Source organism: Cupriavidus sp. 96C5-1 (assembly GCF_057798855.1).
The window spans coordinates 1-14,403 of the sequence record NZ_JBYOJU010000088.1; the positions used below are offsets into that span (position 1 = coordinate 1).

Below are 14,403 nucleotides of genomic sequence, written 5' to 3' on the forward strand. Positions count from 1 at the left end.
GCCTGCCTACATCCGGTACACCACCCCGACCCAGGCGCTGCGCGGCGCGCCGGGCGCGACGAACAGGGCGCTGGCATTGTCTTCCGGCGTCACGTGCGGGCGCAGCAGGTTGCCGTTGGGGAACAGGTCGTTGGAGATCTGGCCGTAGGTCTCGTAGCGCCGGTCGAACACATTGGCCACGCGCGCGTAGATCTCGAAGTGCTTGTTCACGCGGTAGGACGCCCGCAGGTTCACCGTCATATACCCCGGCGTGCTCCAGTCCGCGTACTTCGGCGCCTTGCCGGGCTGCGGGTCGGCGCGCAGCCCGTCTTCGTTGCCGCTGGTGACGCTGCTGGACACGCCCACCAGGTCGGCCCCCAGCGTCAGCCCGGCCAGCGCCCGCCAGTCCACGCCCAGCTTGATGGTGTGCCGCGGCACGCCCGCCATGCGCATGCCTGGCTTGACGTCGATGGTGCGCTCGCCCACCGCGAGCTGGCCGTTGGCCTGGTAGGTGGCCTGCAGGTAGCTGTAGCCCAGCCGCAGCGTGAAGTCGCCCAGGCGCTGCCGCGCGGACAGGTCGAAGCCCTGGTTGCGGGTGCGCTCGAAGTTGGCGAAGTAGCCTTGCTGGGTGTTGGGCGCGCGCAGGAACAGGATGTCGTCGTGGTTGTCGATGCGGTAGAGCGTGCCGGAGACCTCGGTGTCCTTCGACGGCCGCCAGCGCGCGCCGGCTTCATAGGAGTGCGAGACCACCTGCTTCAGGTAGGGGTCGGCCTGCAGGCCGGCGGGCAGGCGGCAGGGCTGGGCCGGATCGGCGCAGCCCAGCTCCAGCACCGTTGGCACCCGGTTGTTCTGGGCGTAGCCGCCGAACACCGAGACCCCGCCGCCGAGCTTCTGGGTGAGGCCCAGCGCGGGATTGAGCCGGCGGTAGGTGAAGCTCTCCCGCGGCTGCTCGGTGCCGTCGCTGTTGCGCAGCGTATTGCTGACGGTGACGTGATTCCATCTGGCCGAACCGGTCAGGAAGGTGGAGGGCGTGAGGGCCCAGGTGTCGGACAGGTAGGCGCCGATGGCGCGCGAGGTGCCGGTGACGCCGGAGAACAGTTCGACTGGCGCGTTGGGGTCGGCGAGGACGCCGCGGTCGCCGGTGAAGGTGGCGAGCTGCTCGTACTGCGAATAGGTCAGGCGGCTGCGGTCGAAGGTCAGGCCGGCGTTGAGCAGGTGGTGATCGGTTTCCTTGGCCGCGCTGAGCGCCATGCCGATGGATTGCTGCCACATATGGGTGGTGTTGAGCACCGCCGGGTCCAGCGCGGCGCCCTCGGCGCGGGTGAAGCCGCAGCGGGCCTTGCGCGGGCTGCCGTCGGCCTTGAAGCCATCCTCGCAGTCTTCCGAATAGGCATCGTAGTCGGGGTTGATATCGCCGTTGGTGGTATCGCGCCGGCTGGTGCGCACGTAGGCGAGCAGCGCGGCGCTGGTCTTGTCGTCGAACCAGTGGCGGCCGTTGAGGGCCACCTGGGTGACCTGGTTGCGGGTCTTGTCGGGGTAGGTGTACGCGGCGGCGGGGTTGCTCTCGTAGAGGCCGGGCAGCAGGGCGTTGCCGCTGGCGCGGTAGCTCGGCACCAGGCCGTTGCCGATCAGGGTGCTGCGCCCGTGCAGCAGGGAGAGGTCCCAGCTGTCGGTGTCGGTGGCATGGCCGGCCTTGAGGAAGAGGTTGCCGAGCCGGCCTTCGGCGTGATCGCGCCAGCCCTGCTCCTGGAACAGGGTGGCGGCGGCGAAGGCGTGCCAGCCGCTGTCGCTGCGCACGCCGCCGGACAGGTCGGCGCGCTTGCGGTTGCCGCTGCCGTAGGACAGGTCGGCGGTGAAGCCGGGGGAGGTGAGGCCGGAGCGGGTGGTCATGGCGAGGGCGCCGCCGAGGGTGTTGAGGCCGTAGGCGGGGTTGGCGCTGGAGACCAGCGAGACGCTTTCCAGGGCGGCTTCGGGAATCATGTCCCAGCTCACCACGTCGCCGAAGGGCTCGTTGACGCGGATGCCGTCCAGGTAGACCGACAGGCCCTGGGAAGCGCCGGGGATGGAGGAGGCGCGAAAGCCGCGGTAGGTGAGGTCGGTCTGGAAGGGGCTGCCCTGGATGTCGTTGACGTTGACGCCGGTGAGGTTGCGCGCGAGGTATTCGGCGAGGTTGCCGGAGCGCGGGCCGTTGAGTTCGTCGCCGCGCACGGTCTGCACGGTGTAGGGCACGAGATCGCGGTCCACGCCGATGCCGGGCAGCGGGGCGGCGGCCACCACCCGGACCTCCGGCAGCACGGCGCTGTCCCCGGATTGCGCACTGTTGTCCTGTTGTGCAACAGCGGGCCCGGCGGCCAGCAGCGCCGCGGCTAGCGCTATCGCGGTGGCCGCGGTGCGGCAGGCCGCGTCGCGGCGCGGGCAGGCGCTGCGCGGTGCTGGTCGGTCCTGCAGCGGGAACGGGTTGGCTGGCATCTTGCATCTCCTCTGGATAATTGGCCGGGGCACCTGCGTTGGGTGCCGGCTTGGCGGGAACAGCTGGAGGGACAGGGAGCAGGTTCCGTACCTCTGGCGTCGGGAAAACCTCCCGATCCGCGAGCGATCCCAACCGGTCACGGCCATCATTCGGAGACAGCACTGCCATGACGATGTCGCGCTACCTGGTCAGCCGTGCCCTGTGGATCGCCGCGGCGTGCCTGTGCTGCGCGCTGGCGGTGGCGCTGTGGCTCGCAGTGCGGGCCGTCGGCGACGAACGCCGCGGCGCCGATGCGATGGCGCAGCTGATCCCCCGCCTGTCCGCCCTGCACCACGCGACCCCGGTCGAACGCGAGGCCCACCTCGCGGCCCTGCGTGCCATCAATGCATCGGCGCAGATGCGCCACCTGTGGCTGCACCTGGAAGACGGCGCTGGCCGCGTGCTGGTAAGCGCACCGCAGCCGCGCGATGGGTCGGCCCTGGGCCGCCTGCTTGCTTTCCTGCGGGCCGACGCGGCCAGGCTGGAAAGCACCTGGGAGATCCGTGGGCACGATGGCGCCACTTACCACGCCGCCTTGCGCTGGAACCCGGCCAGCGAAATCCAGGAGGCGCAGAACGACATGGCCGGCACCCTGGCCGTGCTCGCGGTCTACAGCGCGCTCCTGCTGCTAGGCATCCACTGGGCCGCGCGGCGGGCTTTCTCGCCCCTGCAGCAGATCCTGGATGCCATCCAGCGCTACGAGAACAAGGACTACAGCGTGCGCCTGCCGCCCATGCGAACGCGCGAGATGGAGCAGATCCGCCGCGCGCTCAATCATCTGGCCGGCGCGCTGGATGAGACGCAGGCCGAGCGCCGCGCCCTGAGCCGCAAGCTGCTGACCGCCCAGGAAAGCGAGCGCGCGCGACTGGCACGGGAACTGCATGACGAGTTCGGCCAGGTGCTGACCGCGATGCGCGCCGATGCCGCCTACCTGGTGCGCAAGAGCGCCCATGAACCCGTGCTGCAACTCGTGGCCAACGACCTGGCCGGGCATTGCGCCAGGATCCAGCACGAGGTACGCCATCTGCTGCACCGGCTGCGGCCGCACGGCGCGCAGCCCGACGGCCGGCTGGCTTCGGTGGAACGCCTGCTGCAAGACCTGGTGCAGGCCTGGCGCGACCAGCCGGGCCAGCAGGTGCGGGTGGATTGCGAGGTGGCGCTTGGCGGTGTGGTGCCGGGTCCGGACCTGGTCCTCACGCTGTACCGGATGACGCAGGAGGCGCTGACCAACGTCATGCGCCATGCCGGCGCGCGGCACGTGGCGATCCACATCGCGGCCACGCCCTGCGGCGAAGTGCGCTGGAGCGTGGAGGACGATGGCCAGGGCATTGCCGATATCGCAGCCGCGCTGCAGCACAGCCATGGCCTGCGGGGCATGCAGGAGCGCGCCTGGGCGCATCTCGGCACGCTGCATATCGGGCCGGCTTTGGTGCCGGCGGCACAAGCCGCGCAGCCTGCCACGCCTGGCTGCAGGCTCGCCGCAAGCTTTCCGCTCGCACCGCAAGCCTGCGGCGAGCCCGTTCCATCGCATGGGAGCCGTAGCGAATGAAAACGATCGACGTTGTCATTGCCGATGATCACGCGGTAGTGCGCACCGGATACCGGCGGCTGCTCGAACTGGAGGAGGGGGTCCGCGTGGTGGCCGAGTTCGCCGATAGCGATGCCGCCTATGCCTGGCTGACGCAGCATCCGGCCGACGTGCTGATACTGGACCTGTCGATGCCCGGGCGCGGTGGCATGGAGGTGCTGCAACGGCTGGGCGCGCGGGTGCCCGCTTTGCGGATCCTGGTGTTCAGCATGCACGATAGCGCCGCCATCGTCAGCCAGGCCATGCGGGCCGGCGCCGCCGGCTACCTGACCAAGAGCAGCGCGCCGGAGGCGCTGGTGGATGCCGTGCGCAAGGTGGCCAATGGACTGCCGGCGCTGTCCGACGACATCGCCGGCCTGGTCGATGCCGGCAGCCGGCCGCCGCCTCACCTGGCCCTGTCGCCGCGCGAGTTCGACCTGTTCCGGCTGTTCGCGCGCGGCACGGCCATCGAGGAAGTGGCAGCCCAGCTCTATCTCAGTACCAAGACCGTGGCGAACTACCAGACGCTGATCCGCAAGAAGATGGGGCTGGCGAACCGTGTCGAGATGCATCGCTATGCGGTGGAGCACGGTTTCGGCTGACCGCCTGTTGCAAAACGGGACAGCGCGGGCGCTGGTGCCTGCAGCGTGTTCCATGGCGGGACAGCCGCCCCCAGCGCATTGCACAACGCGCGGCACGGTGGCCGCGGCTGCCCGCCCGCAAGGTAATGCCGGACAAGGCCCCGGCCCCGGCAAGGCGCATGCTGCGCTGCACATGGTATCGGCCTTGCTCTTCTGACCGGCATGAACACTTCCACCACCTGCCACGCCATGCTCCGCCGCCTTGCCTTCGCGCTGCTGCTCTGCTTCGGCCTGGCCAATGCGCTGGCCGCGCCGGCGGACGGCGCGCAACGCTATCCGGTGCGCCCGATCACGCTGATCGTGCCGTGGCCGGCCGGCGGCGCCACCGATATCTCGATGCGCGTGCTGGCGGAGCTGGCCGGGCGCGAACTGGGGCAGCCCATCGTGGTGGAGAACAAACCGGGCGCCGGCGGCACGCTGGTGGGCGGCGCGCTTGCCGCCGCGCGGCCGGATGGCTACACCATCGGCCAGTTGCCGCTGACGGTCTACCGTTTTCCCCATCAGCAGAAGACCACCTGGCAGCCGCTGCGCGACATCCAGCCGGTGCTGATGATCTCCGGCTATACCTTCGGCATCGTGGTGCCGGCCGACAGCCCGTTCCACACGCTGGACGACCTGATCGCCTGGGGCCGTGCCCATCCCGGCGCGCTGACGGTGGGCTCCACCGGCATCGGCACCACCGCCCACCTCGCCATGGAGGATGTGCTCGGCCGCAGCGGCGTGCGTTACGTGCACGTACCCTACCGCGGCACGGCGGACCAGATGCTGGCAGTGGCCAACGGCTCGCTGATGGCGGGCGTGAATTCCACCGGCTTCGCGCCCTTCGTGGAGAGCGGGCGGATGCGCCTGCTGGCGGTTTTCAGCGCGCAGCGCTCGGCACGCTGGCCGGACGTGCCCACCGTGAGCGAACTGGGCTTCGATCATGCGGTCCATAACTCGCCCTATGGCATCGGCGTGCCGCGCGGTACCGACCCGCTGATCGTCAGCCGCCTGCACGACGCGTTCCGCACCGCCATGCAGCAACCCCGCCACGTAGCCGAGCTGGCCAGGTACGACCAGGAGCTGACCTACCTGAACACCGCCCAGTACGAAGCCTACCTGCAGCGCGCCTGGGAAACCGAGCGGCGCTTTGCCGAGCGGGTAGGCACGGCCCAGCCGAAGGAGCACCTGTGATGGCCGACGAATCCCCTCTGGCGCTGCGCTGCCAGGCCGTGCGCAAGCGCTTTGGCAGCCAGCATGCGCTGGATGGCGTCTCGCTCGACGTGCGGCGCGGCGAGTTCGTGGCGCTGCTGGGCCCCAACGGCGCGGGCAAGACCACGTTGTTCCAGATCCTCAGCGGCCTGTTCGTGGCCGACGCGGGGCAGGTCACGGTCATGGGCGTGGATATGCAGCGCCACCCGGTGCGCGCGCTGGCCCGGCTCGGCATCGTGTTCCAGCAGCCCGCCATCGACCTGGACCTGTCGGTCCTGTCCAACCTGCATTTCCATGCCGGCCTGCATGGCCTGCCCCGCCGCATTGCCGCGCCGCGCATCGCCCGGCTGCTGGACGATTTCGGCCTGTCGGCGCGGGCCGGCGCGCCCGTGCGCGAACTCTCGGGCGGTAACCGGCGCAAAGTGGAGCTGGCCCGCGCGCTGTTGCACGAACCCGCCGTATTGCTGATGGACGAGCCCACCGTCGGGCTCGATCCGGCCTCGCGCGCGCAGATCGTTGCCGATGCGCGCCGGCTGGCCGCGCAGTCGCAGGCCGGCGTGCTGTGGGCCACGCACCTGGTGCAGGAGGTCGAGCACGCGGATCGCGTGATCGTGCTGCATCGCGGCGCGGTGCGCTTCGATGGCACGCCGGCCGCGCTGCGCGGCGCCGCCGAGCGCGACAGCCTGGAGCAGGCCTTCCTGGCCCTGACCACATTCACCGCATCCCCGACCCCCGCCACCGAGCGCGTTCCCGCATGAACAAGCCGCCAACCCCGGGCTGGATCGCCTGCGCCACGCTGGCCGCCATGCTGTTGCTGATTGCCGCCGGCGTGGCTGGCGCCGCCGGCAGCCGCGCCGCCACCGGCCAGGTCTTCGTATCCAGCGAGAAAGACGATACCGTGGCTGCCTACAGTGCAAGCAGCAGGCAACTGATTGCCGTCTGGCGGCAATGCAAGCGGCCGCGCCACCTGCAGTTCTCGCCGGACCGGCGGCGCCTGTACGTGGCCTGCAGCGACGACAACCGGGTGGACGTGATCGACGTGGCAAGCCGCAAGACCCTGGCCTCGCTGCCGGTCGGGGACGACCCGGAACTGTTCGACCTCAGCCCGGACGGCAGCACGCTCTATGTCTCCAACGAGGAAGACGGACTACTCTCGGCCTACGATATCGCGTCCGGCAAGCGGGTGTTCGCCGTCAAGGTGGGGGAGGAGCCCGAAGGCGTGAAGGCCAGCCCGGACGGCAAGCGGGTGTACGTCACCTCGGAAGTGGCCAACCTGGTCCATGTGATCGACGTGGCGTCGCGCAAGCTGGTGAGGAATATCCGGGTCGGCAACCGGCCACGCCGCCTGCTGCTGGCCATGGACGGCAAGGAGCTGTGGGTGACCAACGAGCTGGCCGCCAGCGTCAGCGTGATCCGCACCGATACGCTGGAGGTGGTGCAGACCATCGCCTTCGCGCCCAAGGGGTTTCGTGCCGAGGACGTGACGCCGGTCGGGCTGGCGGCAAGCAGCGACGGCAAGCGTGCCTACATCGGGCTGGGCCGCGCCAACCACGTGGCCGTGGTCGATGTGGCTTCACGCCGGGTGCTGGACTATGTGCTGGTCGGCCGCCGCGCCTGGGGCCTGGCGCTGACGCGCGACAACGCCTTGCTCTACGTCGCCAACGGGCTGTCGGACGACGTCAGCGTGGTCGATACCGCCAGCAACAAGGCAGTGGCCACGCTCAAGGCGGGCAGGGTGCCGCATTCGGTGGCGATCGATGACTAGTCTGCCGGGCAGGTGGTTCTGGCTGGCCGTGTTCGGCCTGCTGGCGGCGACCGCGCAGGCCGCCGAGGTGCGTGTGGCCATGGTGTCGCTGGCCGGCGATGCGCGCTACGAGCCCCGGCGGATGGAGCAACGCTATCCCGGCCAGCCGCAGGGCCGTCCCGTGGACGGCGCGCGCGTGGCGGTGGCGGAATCGCGCTTCGCGCTGGAGGCTGCCGGCCAGGCCCTGCGGCTGGATACGTTCGAGGCCAGCGGCGAAGCCGCGGTGGGGCCCCTGGTAGCCAGCCTTGCGCGGCAGGGTACGCGCTTTATCCTGCTCGACCTGCCGGCGCCGGCGGTCAGGCTGGCGACCGCCGCGGTCAGCCCCGGCGAAGCGCTGCTGTTCAACGTGTCAGCGGATGACGACGCATTGCGCGGCGCCGCCTGCGCGCCGCACCTGCTGCACACGCTGCCCAGCCGCCGCATGCAGGCGGACGCGCTGATGCAATACCTGGCGCTGCGCAAATGGCGCCGCGCCTTGTTGCTGAGCGGCCCGCTGCCGGCCGACGCCGAGCAGCGCGCGGCGCTCACGCAGGCCGCCCGCCGCTTCGGCATCGCGTGGTCGGCGCAGCGCGCATTCAGGCTGTCGAACGATCCGCGCGAGCGGGAGCAGGGCAATCTCAACCTGCTGACCACCGGCGTGGACTACGACGTGGTGGTGGTGGCCGACGCCGACGGCGAGTTCGCGCGTGGCGTGCCCTATGCGACCCAGTTGCCGCGCCCGGTGGTGGGCGCCAGCGGCCTGACCGCCCAGGCCTGGCACTGGGCCTGGGAGCGCAACGGCGGGCCGCAGCTCAACCGGCGCTTCGTCAAGGCGGCGGGCCGTCCCATGACAGGCTACGACTGGGCCGCATGGGTGGCGGTAAAGGCCATTGCCGAAAGCGTGGCGCGCCAGCCCAAGGCCGGCTTTGCCGGGCAGGCCGAGGCGCTGGTCTCCGAGGCGGTGGTGGTGGATGGCTTCAAGGGGCCGCCGCTGTCCTTCCGGCGCTGGGACCGCCAGTTGCGGCAGCCGCTCCTGCTGGCGCATGCCGACGGCGTGGCCGGCGTGGCGCCGGTGGAAGGCGTGCTGCATCCCAAGAACAATCTCGACACGCTGGGCGCCGATGCGGCCGACACCGCGTGCCGGCCCGGCAAATAAGGGAGCGAGGCCCAGTCCATGACTACCATCCTGATCCACGGCTGGCGTGCCTTGCGCGCGGTAGCCGGACGCGAACTGCACAAGTTCTTCCGGCAGCCGGGGCGGCTGTTCTCGTCCCTGGTGCGGCCGCTGCTGTGGCTGCTGGTGTTCGCTGCCGGCTTCCAGAACGCGCTCGGCGTCGCCATCGTGCCGCCCTACGACACCTATATCGAATACAAGGTCTACGTGACGCCTGGCCTGCTCGGCATGATCGCGCTGTTCAATGGCATGCAGTCTTCGCTGGCCATGGTGTATGACCGCGAGATGGGCGTGATGCGCCTGCTGCTGACCGCGCCGCTGCCAAGGGCGTGGCTGCTGGCCTGCAAGCTGGCCGCCGGCACCTTGCTGTCGTTGCTGCAGATGGTGGCCTTCCTGCTTGTCGCCATGTGCTTCGACGTGACGTTCGCGCCGGCCTTCCTGCCCGGCGCGCTGGCGGCGATGGTGCTGGCGGCGCTGATGCTGGGCGCGCTGGGCTTGCTGCTGTCGGTGCACGTGCGCCAGCTGGAAAACTTCGCCGGCACCATGAATTTCGTGATCTTCCCGATGTTCTTCATCAGTTCCGCGCTGTATCCGCTCTGGAAGCTGGAGGAATCCGGCGCCACCGTGGTCTACCAGCTCGCGCGCTTCAACCCCTTCACCCATGCCGTGGAGGCGATCCGCTTCGCCTTGTACGGGCAGGTAGCGCGCGAGAGCCTGGCCGTGGTAGCCGGCTGCGCGGCGGCGTTCTTCGCCCTGGCGCTGCTCGGCTACGATCCCCAGCGCGGGATGGTGCGGCGCGCGCGGCAGGCCGGAGGCCCGGCATGAGGCGCGCCGCCGTATTGCCGCTGGCCGCTTGCCTGGCGCTTGCCGTTGCGGGCGCGCGGGCGTCGGATAGCCGCGACCCCTTCCAGTCGCCGCAGTGGACGCTGGTCCACAGGGAAGCCCTGAAGCTGGCCCCGGTCGTGTTCGACAGCCGCGTCAAGGTGACCGGTCCCGCCTTCGCGGAAGATCCGATGCGGGTGCCGATCGCCTTCGACGCCTCGGCGCTGGGCGAGGTGGATCGCATCGTGGTGGCGGTGGACCGCAACCCGATCCGCACGGTGCTCGAGTTCGAGCCGCTCAAGGTGCGCCCTTCGCTGTCGTTCCGCTTCAAGCTGGAGCAGGCCTCGCCGGTGCGCGTCGCGGCCCGTACGCGGGATGGCGTGTGGCATGTCGGCGGGACCATGGTGGATGCCAGCGGCGGCGGCTGCACGGTGCCTGGCGCCACGCGCCGCGACGGCTCGTGGAGCACCACGCTGAACCGGGTCGAGTCGCGCGTGTTTCCCGGCCTCGGCGGCAGCGGCGGCCGGGTGCGGCTGCGCGTGATGCACCCGATGGATACCGGCCTGGTGGCGGGCATCCCGGCATTCCATATCGAGTCGCTGACCCTGTCCGATGGCGCCCGGCAGCCGATGCTGCGCCTGACGCTGCACGAGCCGGTGGCGGAGAACCCGATCTTCTCCTTCGACCTGCGCGAAGCCATCGAGCGCGGCATGACGGTGGCTGGCCGCGACAACAACGGCAACCGCATCGCGGCGCAGGTGACGCCATGAAACGAGCGCTCGGGATACTGCTGTTGCTGGCGGTGCAGGCGGTGAGCGCGCAGGCGGAGGACTATCGCCTCGCGCCCCGCCAGATCGCCGCCGATGTGTGGCTGCTGGAGGGCGCCAACGCGGATTTCGCGCCGGACAACGGCTGCAACATCATCAATACCGCCTTTATCGATACCGGCGACGGCGTGGTGGTGATCAATACCGGTCCGTCGCGCCGGTACGGCGAGCAGCAGCGCCGCGCCATCGCCTCGGTCACCGCGGCGCCGGTGCGCCTGGTGCTCAATCTCAACCTGCATCCCGACTATTTCTTCGGCAACCAGGCCTACGCGGACGTGGGCGCCAGCGCCCTGGCCGGCACCATCGCGGGCGCGCAGCGCGAGGGGCCGGCCTATGCCGACAACCTCTACCGCATGTGCGGCGACTGGATGCGCGACACGGAGCCGGCACCGCCGCGCCACGAGCTGACGCCGGGCAAGCGCACGATCGGCCGGCACACCCTCGAGCTGATCCGGATGGACGGCCACACCCCCGACGACCTGGTGGTGCTGGACCGCGGCGCCGGCATCGTGTTCGCGGGTGGCGTGGCCTTCCGCGAGCGCGTGCCGACCACGCCGCATGCGGACATCAGGCATTGGCTGGCCAGCCTCGACCGCTTGCAGGCGCTGCAGCGCGACAGCGGCGCGCGGCTACTGATTCCCAGCCACGGGCCGGCGCTCGGCAGCGCGGACGCCATCGCGCAGACGCGTGGCTACCTGCATTGGCTTGACGCGCGCATGACCGAGGCGGCGTCGCAAGGGCGCGACCTGGCCGAAGTGATCGCCATGCCCGTGCCCGAAGAGTATGCCCGCTGGGGCGCCATGCCTGCCGAGTACCTGCGCAATGTGACGCATCTCTACCCGGCCTATGAGGAGGCCGCGCTGAAGCACTGAAGTGCTGAAGTGCATCAGCGCTGAAGCAGCGGCGAACGCACGCTGTTCAATTCCGCAACAACCTCGACGGAATGCTCCGCGCTGGTACGCCGCCGGGGTGTCCGCAGGCCACTGCCGGGGCCGGATGCCCGTGTTTTCCATTGGCACGGGAATTGCCAGGAGTCTGTCTGGTGTGCGTGGCACACCAGCGAAGATCGACAACAAGAGAGAGGAGCAAACGATGAGGACGTTACGAGTGATGATGGTGCTCGCGGCGACTGCCGCGAGCCTGGCGGCGCACGCCGCGGTGACCGATGCCATGATCGAGAACGACGCGAAGTCGCCAGGCGACGTGCTGTCGTGGGGGATGGGCACGCAAGGACAGCGCTTTTCCGCGCTGACCCGCATCAACACAAAGAACGTCAGCCAGCTGGTGCCGGCCTGGTCGTTCTCCTTCGGCGGCGAAAAACAGCGCGGGCAGGAATCGCAGCCGCTGATCCACGACGGCAAGATGTTCGTGACCGCCTCCTATTCCCGCATCTACGCGCTCGACCTGAAGACCGGCGCCAAGCTGTGGAAATACGAGCAGCGCCTGCCCGAAGGCATCATGCCCTGCTGCGACGTGGTCAACCGTGGCGCTGCGCTGTATGACAACCTGGTGATCTTCGGCACGCTCGATGCGCAACTGGTGGCGCTCGACCAGAACACCGGCAAGGTGGTATGGAAAGAGAAGATCGAGGACTACACCGCCGGCTACTCGTACACCGCGGCGCCGCTGATCGTCAAAGGCATGGTGCTGACCGGCGTGTCCGGCGGCGAGTTCGGCGTGGTGGGACGGGTCGAGGCGCGCGACGCCAAGACCGGCCAGATGGTGTGGTCCCGGCCGGTGGTCGAAGGCCATATGGGCTACAAGTACGACAAGGACGGCAACAAGACCGAGAACGGCATGACCGGGACCCTGAACGCCAGCTGGCCCGGCGAGACCTGGAAGACCGGCGGCGCGGCCACCTGGCTCGGCGGCACCTACGATCCGCAGACCGGCCTGGTCTACTTCGGTACCGGTAATCCGGGGCCGTGGAACAGCCACATCCGCAAGGGCGACAACCTCTACTCGGCCTCGACCGTGGCGCTCGATCCGGCCACCGGCAAGATCGTGTGGCACTACCAGAACACCCCCAACGACGGTTGGGATTTCGACGGCGTCAACGAGTTCGTGACCTTCGATCTCGATGGCAAGCGCGTGGGCGGCAAAGCCGACCGCAACGGCTTCTTCTATGTCAACGACGCCAGGAACGGCAAGCTGGTCAATGCCTTCCCCTTCGTCAAGAAGATCACCTGGGCCACCAGCATCGACCTGAAGACCGGGCGGCCCAATTACGTGACGGAGAGCCGCCCTGGCGATCCCGCCGCCGGCACCGACCCGAAGAAGGGCCAGTCGGCCTTTGCCGCGCCGGGCTTCCTCGGCGGCAAGAACCAGCAGCCGATGGCCTACAGCCCGCAAACCGGCCTGTTCTACGTACCGGCCAACGAGTGGGGCATGGATATCTGGAACGAGCCGATCAGCTACAAGAAGGGGGCGGCCTACCTTGGCGCGGGCTTCACCATCCATCCGCTGAACGAGGACTACATCGGCGCGCTGCGCGCCATCAACCCCAAGACCGGCAAGATCGAGTGGGAGGTCAAGAACAACGCGCCGCTGTGGGGCGGGGTGATGACCACGGCTGGCGGCCTGGTGTTCTGGGGCACGCCGGAAGGCTACCTGAAAGCCGCCGATGCGAAGACCGGCAAGGAGCTGTGGAAGTTCCAGACCGGCAGCGGCGTGGTGGCGCCCCCGATCACCTGGGAAGACGGCGGCGAGCAATACGTGGCGGTGGTGTCGGGCTGGGGCGGCGCGGTGCCGCTGTGGGGCGGCGAGGTCGCCAAGCGCGTGAACTTCCTGGAGCAGGGCGGATCGGTGTGGGTGTTCAAGCTGCACAAGAGCTGAATCCTGCCGGGGACCATGCAATGAGATTGCTCCGCGCGTGCCGGCATCGCATCCCGATGCCGGCACGCGCGGAGGGTGGTCGGTCAACAGAAGATTGGGATGTGTGTATGCGCAAGGAGAAGGGATTTCTATCGTTGACGGCCGCGGTGGTGGTGGCGCTGTGCGCCGCCCGGGCCGAGGCGGCGCCCGACATGCAGGCGCTGGCGGACAAGAGCGGGTGCTTTTCCTGCCACAGCATGAAGACCAAGGTGGTCGGGCCGGGCTTTGCCGAGGTGGCGGCCAAGTACAAGGGGGATAGCCAGGCGCCCGAGCAACTGGGCAGGAAGATACGGGAGGGAGGAAAGGGTGTGTGGGGAAGGATTCCAATGCCGGCGCATGGGAATATCGGGGAAGACGATGCCAGGAAGCTGGCGGAGTGGGTCCTCAGTGCTGGATGAGACCGGTGTGAAATAAGAAGACCGGATCCGGATGACTTGGAGGACGTTTCGTGCTGGCCTGAACGGCTGCTAGGGTACGGTGTGGAACGTCTGTTTTTTTTGCTGCGCCGGATTCTTGGAATCTTGATATCAATTCGGTTTATTCCATCTTTTTTCAATTCGTCGTGCCGAATTTCCAATAGTTTTTGATTAATTGATGTTTCAAAATTAAATGATGCGGTTTCTGTTGTATTGGAATTTTGTAGGGACCTGATTTAGGTTTTCAGGGCCTAAAGGCGGAGTGGCGTCGGGCTCTTGGGCACATGGAGGTGTCACTTTTCTTTACTCGTAAAGAAAAGTAACCAAAAGAAAGCGACCCCTTGCAGGGGGGCTGGCTTATCGGGCTTGCGGGCTTTGCGGATTCGTGGTGGGCGCGTTAGTCCTGCCTGACTGCTGGCGCTACCGGCGCGAACCGGATCACCACTGCGGATGGCATTGGTTTTATTGTAGCGCCCCTGATGACAATGGGCCGTGGTGGCTCACGCATCTGCCGTTACCGGCACGGATGGCCACTGTCTCCCGATCCTTGCTGGTTTCGTCGTGGGCGCGGTGGCCCCGGATTTGGGATGCTCGTCTCAAGCTGGAGCCACCGCGCCCAC

The 14,403-nt window shown here is 68.6% G+C and carries 12 protein-coding genes; 11 read left to right on the top strand and 1 reads right to left on the bottom strand.

The annotated features are described in order from the left end of the window. Positions 1-6: 6 nt before the first annotated feature. A complete protein-coding gene (locus AC3FOF_RS43775) occupies positions 7-2,448 on the bottom strand; it encodes a TonB-dependent receptor (protein WP_488730225.1) in 2,442 nt (813 codons plus the stop codon). Positions 2,449-2,615: 167 nt separating this feature from the next. On the opposite strand from AC3FOF_RS43775, the gene AC3FOF_RS43780 reads away from it, so the two are divergent. From AC3FOF_RS43780 to AC3FOF_RS43830, 11 genes are all read left to right on the top strand, one after another. Then, positions 2,616-4,037, top strand: a complete 1,422-nt coding sequence (locus AC3FOF_RS43780; RefSeq protein WP_488730226.1) for a sensor histidine kinase — start codon at positions 2,616-2,618, stop codon at positions 4,035-4,037. Further along, positions 4,034-4,657, top strand: coding sequence for a response regulator transcription factor (locus AC3FOF_RS43785; RefSeq protein ID WP_017227138.1), 624 nt, complete (start codon positions 4,034-4,036; stop codon positions 4,655-4,657). Before AC3FOF_RS43780 ends, AC3FOF_RS43785 begins: the two co-directional genes overlap by 4 nt. A 228-nt stretch (positions 4,658-4,885) precedes the next feature. Then, on the top strand, positions 4,886-5,869 hold the full coding sequence (locus AC3FOF_RS43790; protein ID WP_488730229.1) for a tripartite tricarboxylate transporter substrate binding protein: 984 nt from the start codon (positions 4,886-4,888) through the stop codon (positions 5,867-5,869). Beyond that, positions 5,869-6,645, top strand: coding sequence for an ABC transporter ATP-binding protein (locus tag AC3FOF_RS43795; protein ID WP_276267714.1), 777 nt, complete (start codon positions 5,869-5,871; stop codon positions 6,643-6,645). The genes AC3FOF_RS43790 and AC3FOF_RS43795 overlap by 1 nt, the downstream gene beginning before the upstream one ends. Beyond that, positions 6,642-7,652 (top strand): PQQ-dependent catabolism-associated beta-propeller protein, encoded by a 1,011-nt coding sequence (locus AC3FOF_RS43800; RefSeq protein ID WP_017224493.1) that lies wholly within the window; start codon positions 6,642-6,644, stop codon positions 7,650-7,652. Before AC3FOF_RS43795 ends, AC3FOF_RS43800 begins: the two co-directional genes overlap by 4 nt. Continuing rightward, on the top strand, positions 7,645-8,826 hold the full coding sequence (locus tag AC3FOF_RS43805) for an ABC transporter substrate-binding protein (protein ID WP_488730227.1): 1,182 nt from the start codon (positions 7,645-7,647) through the stop codon (positions 8,824-8,826). Before AC3FOF_RS43800 ends, AC3FOF_RS43805 begins: the two co-directional genes overlap by 8 nt. Before the next feature lie 18 nt (positions 8,827-8,844). After that, entirely contained in the window at positions 8,845-9,669 is an 825-nt protein-coding gene (locus tag AC3FOF_RS43810) for an ABC transporter permease (RefSeq protein WP_276267716.1), read from the top strand. Then, complete coding sequence (locus AC3FOF_RS43815; RefSeq protein ID WP_276267717.1) at positions 9,666-10,436, top strand: quinoprotein dehydrogenase-associated SoxYZ-like carrier; 771 nt, start codon at positions 9,666-9,668, stop codon at positions 10,434-10,436. Before AC3FOF_RS43810 ends, AC3FOF_RS43815 begins: the two co-directional genes overlap by 4 nt. Next, positions 10,433-11,365 (top strand): quinoprotein relay system zinc metallohydrolase 1, encoded by a 933-nt coding sequence (locus AC3FOF_RS43820; RefSeq protein ID WP_488730228.1) that lies wholly within the window; start codon positions 10,433-10,435, stop codon positions 11,363-11,365. Before AC3FOF_RS43815 ends, AC3FOF_RS43820 begins: the two co-directional genes overlap by 4 nt. 220 nt (positions 11,366-11,585) lie before the next feature. Continuing rightward, positions 11,586-13,328 (top strand): PQQ-dependent methanol/ethanol family dehydrogenase, encoded by a 1,743-nt coding sequence (locus tag AC3FOF_RS43825; RefSeq protein ID WP_035808211.1) that lies wholly within the window; start codon positions 11,586-11,588, stop codon positions 13,326-13,328. Between the two features lie 107 nt (positions 13,329-13,435). Further along, complete coding sequence (locus tag AC3FOF_RS43830; RefSeq protein WP_017225399.1) at positions 13,436-13,765, top strand: c-type cytochrome; 330 nt, start codon at positions 13,436-13,438, stop codon at positions 13,763-13,765. The last annotated feature ends 638 nt before the right edge of the window (positions 13,766-14,403 follow it).

What these genes read in the sequence shown, in the direction of transcription:
- AC3FOF_RS43780 (WP_488730226.1), top strand. Translation starts at nt 2,616, where the DNA reads ATGACGATGTCGCGCTACCTGGTCAGCCGTGCCCTGTGGATCGCCGCG.
- AC3FOF_RS43810 (WP_276267716.1), top strand. Translation starts at nt 8,845, where the DNA reads ATGACTACCATCCTGATCCACGGCTGGCGTGCCTTGCGCGCGGTAGCC.
- AC3FOF_RS43800 (WP_017224493.1), top strand. Translation starts at nt 6,642, where the DNA reads ATGAACAAGCCGCCAACCCCGGGCTGGATCGCCTGCGCCACGCTGGCC.
- AC3FOF_RS43825 (WP_035808211.1), top strand. Translation starts at nt 11,586, where the DNA reads ATGAGGACGTTACGAGTGATGATGGTGCTCGCGGCGACTGCCGCGAGC.
- AC3FOF_RS43820 (WP_488730228.1), top strand. Translation starts at nt 10,433, where the DNA reads ATGAAACGAGCGCTCGGGATACTGCTGTTGCTGGCGGTGCAGGCGGTG.
- AC3FOF_RS43830 (WP_017225399.1), top strand. Translation starts at nt 13,436, where the DNA reads ATGCGCAAGGAGAAGGGATTTCTATCGTTGACGGCCGCGGTGGTGGTG.
- AC3FOF_RS43790 (WP_488730229.1), top strand. Translation starts at nt 4,886, where the DNA reads ATGCTCCGCCGCCTTGCCTTCGCGCTGCTGCTCTGCTTCGGCCTGGCC.
- AC3FOF_RS43795 (WP_276267714.1), top strand. Translation starts at nt 5,869, where the DNA reads ATGGCCGACGAATCCCCTCTGGCGCTGCGCTGCCAGGCCGTGCGCAAG.
- AC3FOF_RS43815 (WP_276267717.1), top strand. Translation starts at nt 9,666, where the DNA reads ATGAGGCGCGCCGCCGTATTGCCGCTGGCCGCTTGCCTGGCGCTTGCC.
- AC3FOF_RS43805 (WP_488730227.1), top strand. Translation starts at nt 7,645, where the DNA reads ATGACTAGTCTGCCGGGCAGGTGGTTCTGGCTGGCCGTGTTCGGCCTG.
- AC3FOF_RS43775 (WP_488730225.1), bottom strand. Translation starts at nt 2,448, where the DNA reads ATGCCAGCCAACCCGTTCCCGCTGCAGGACCGACCAGCACCGCGCAGC.
- AC3FOF_RS43785 (WP_017227138.1), top strand. Translation starts at nt 4,034, where the DNA reads ATGAAAACGATCGACGTTGTCATTGCCGATGATCACGCGGTAGTGCGC.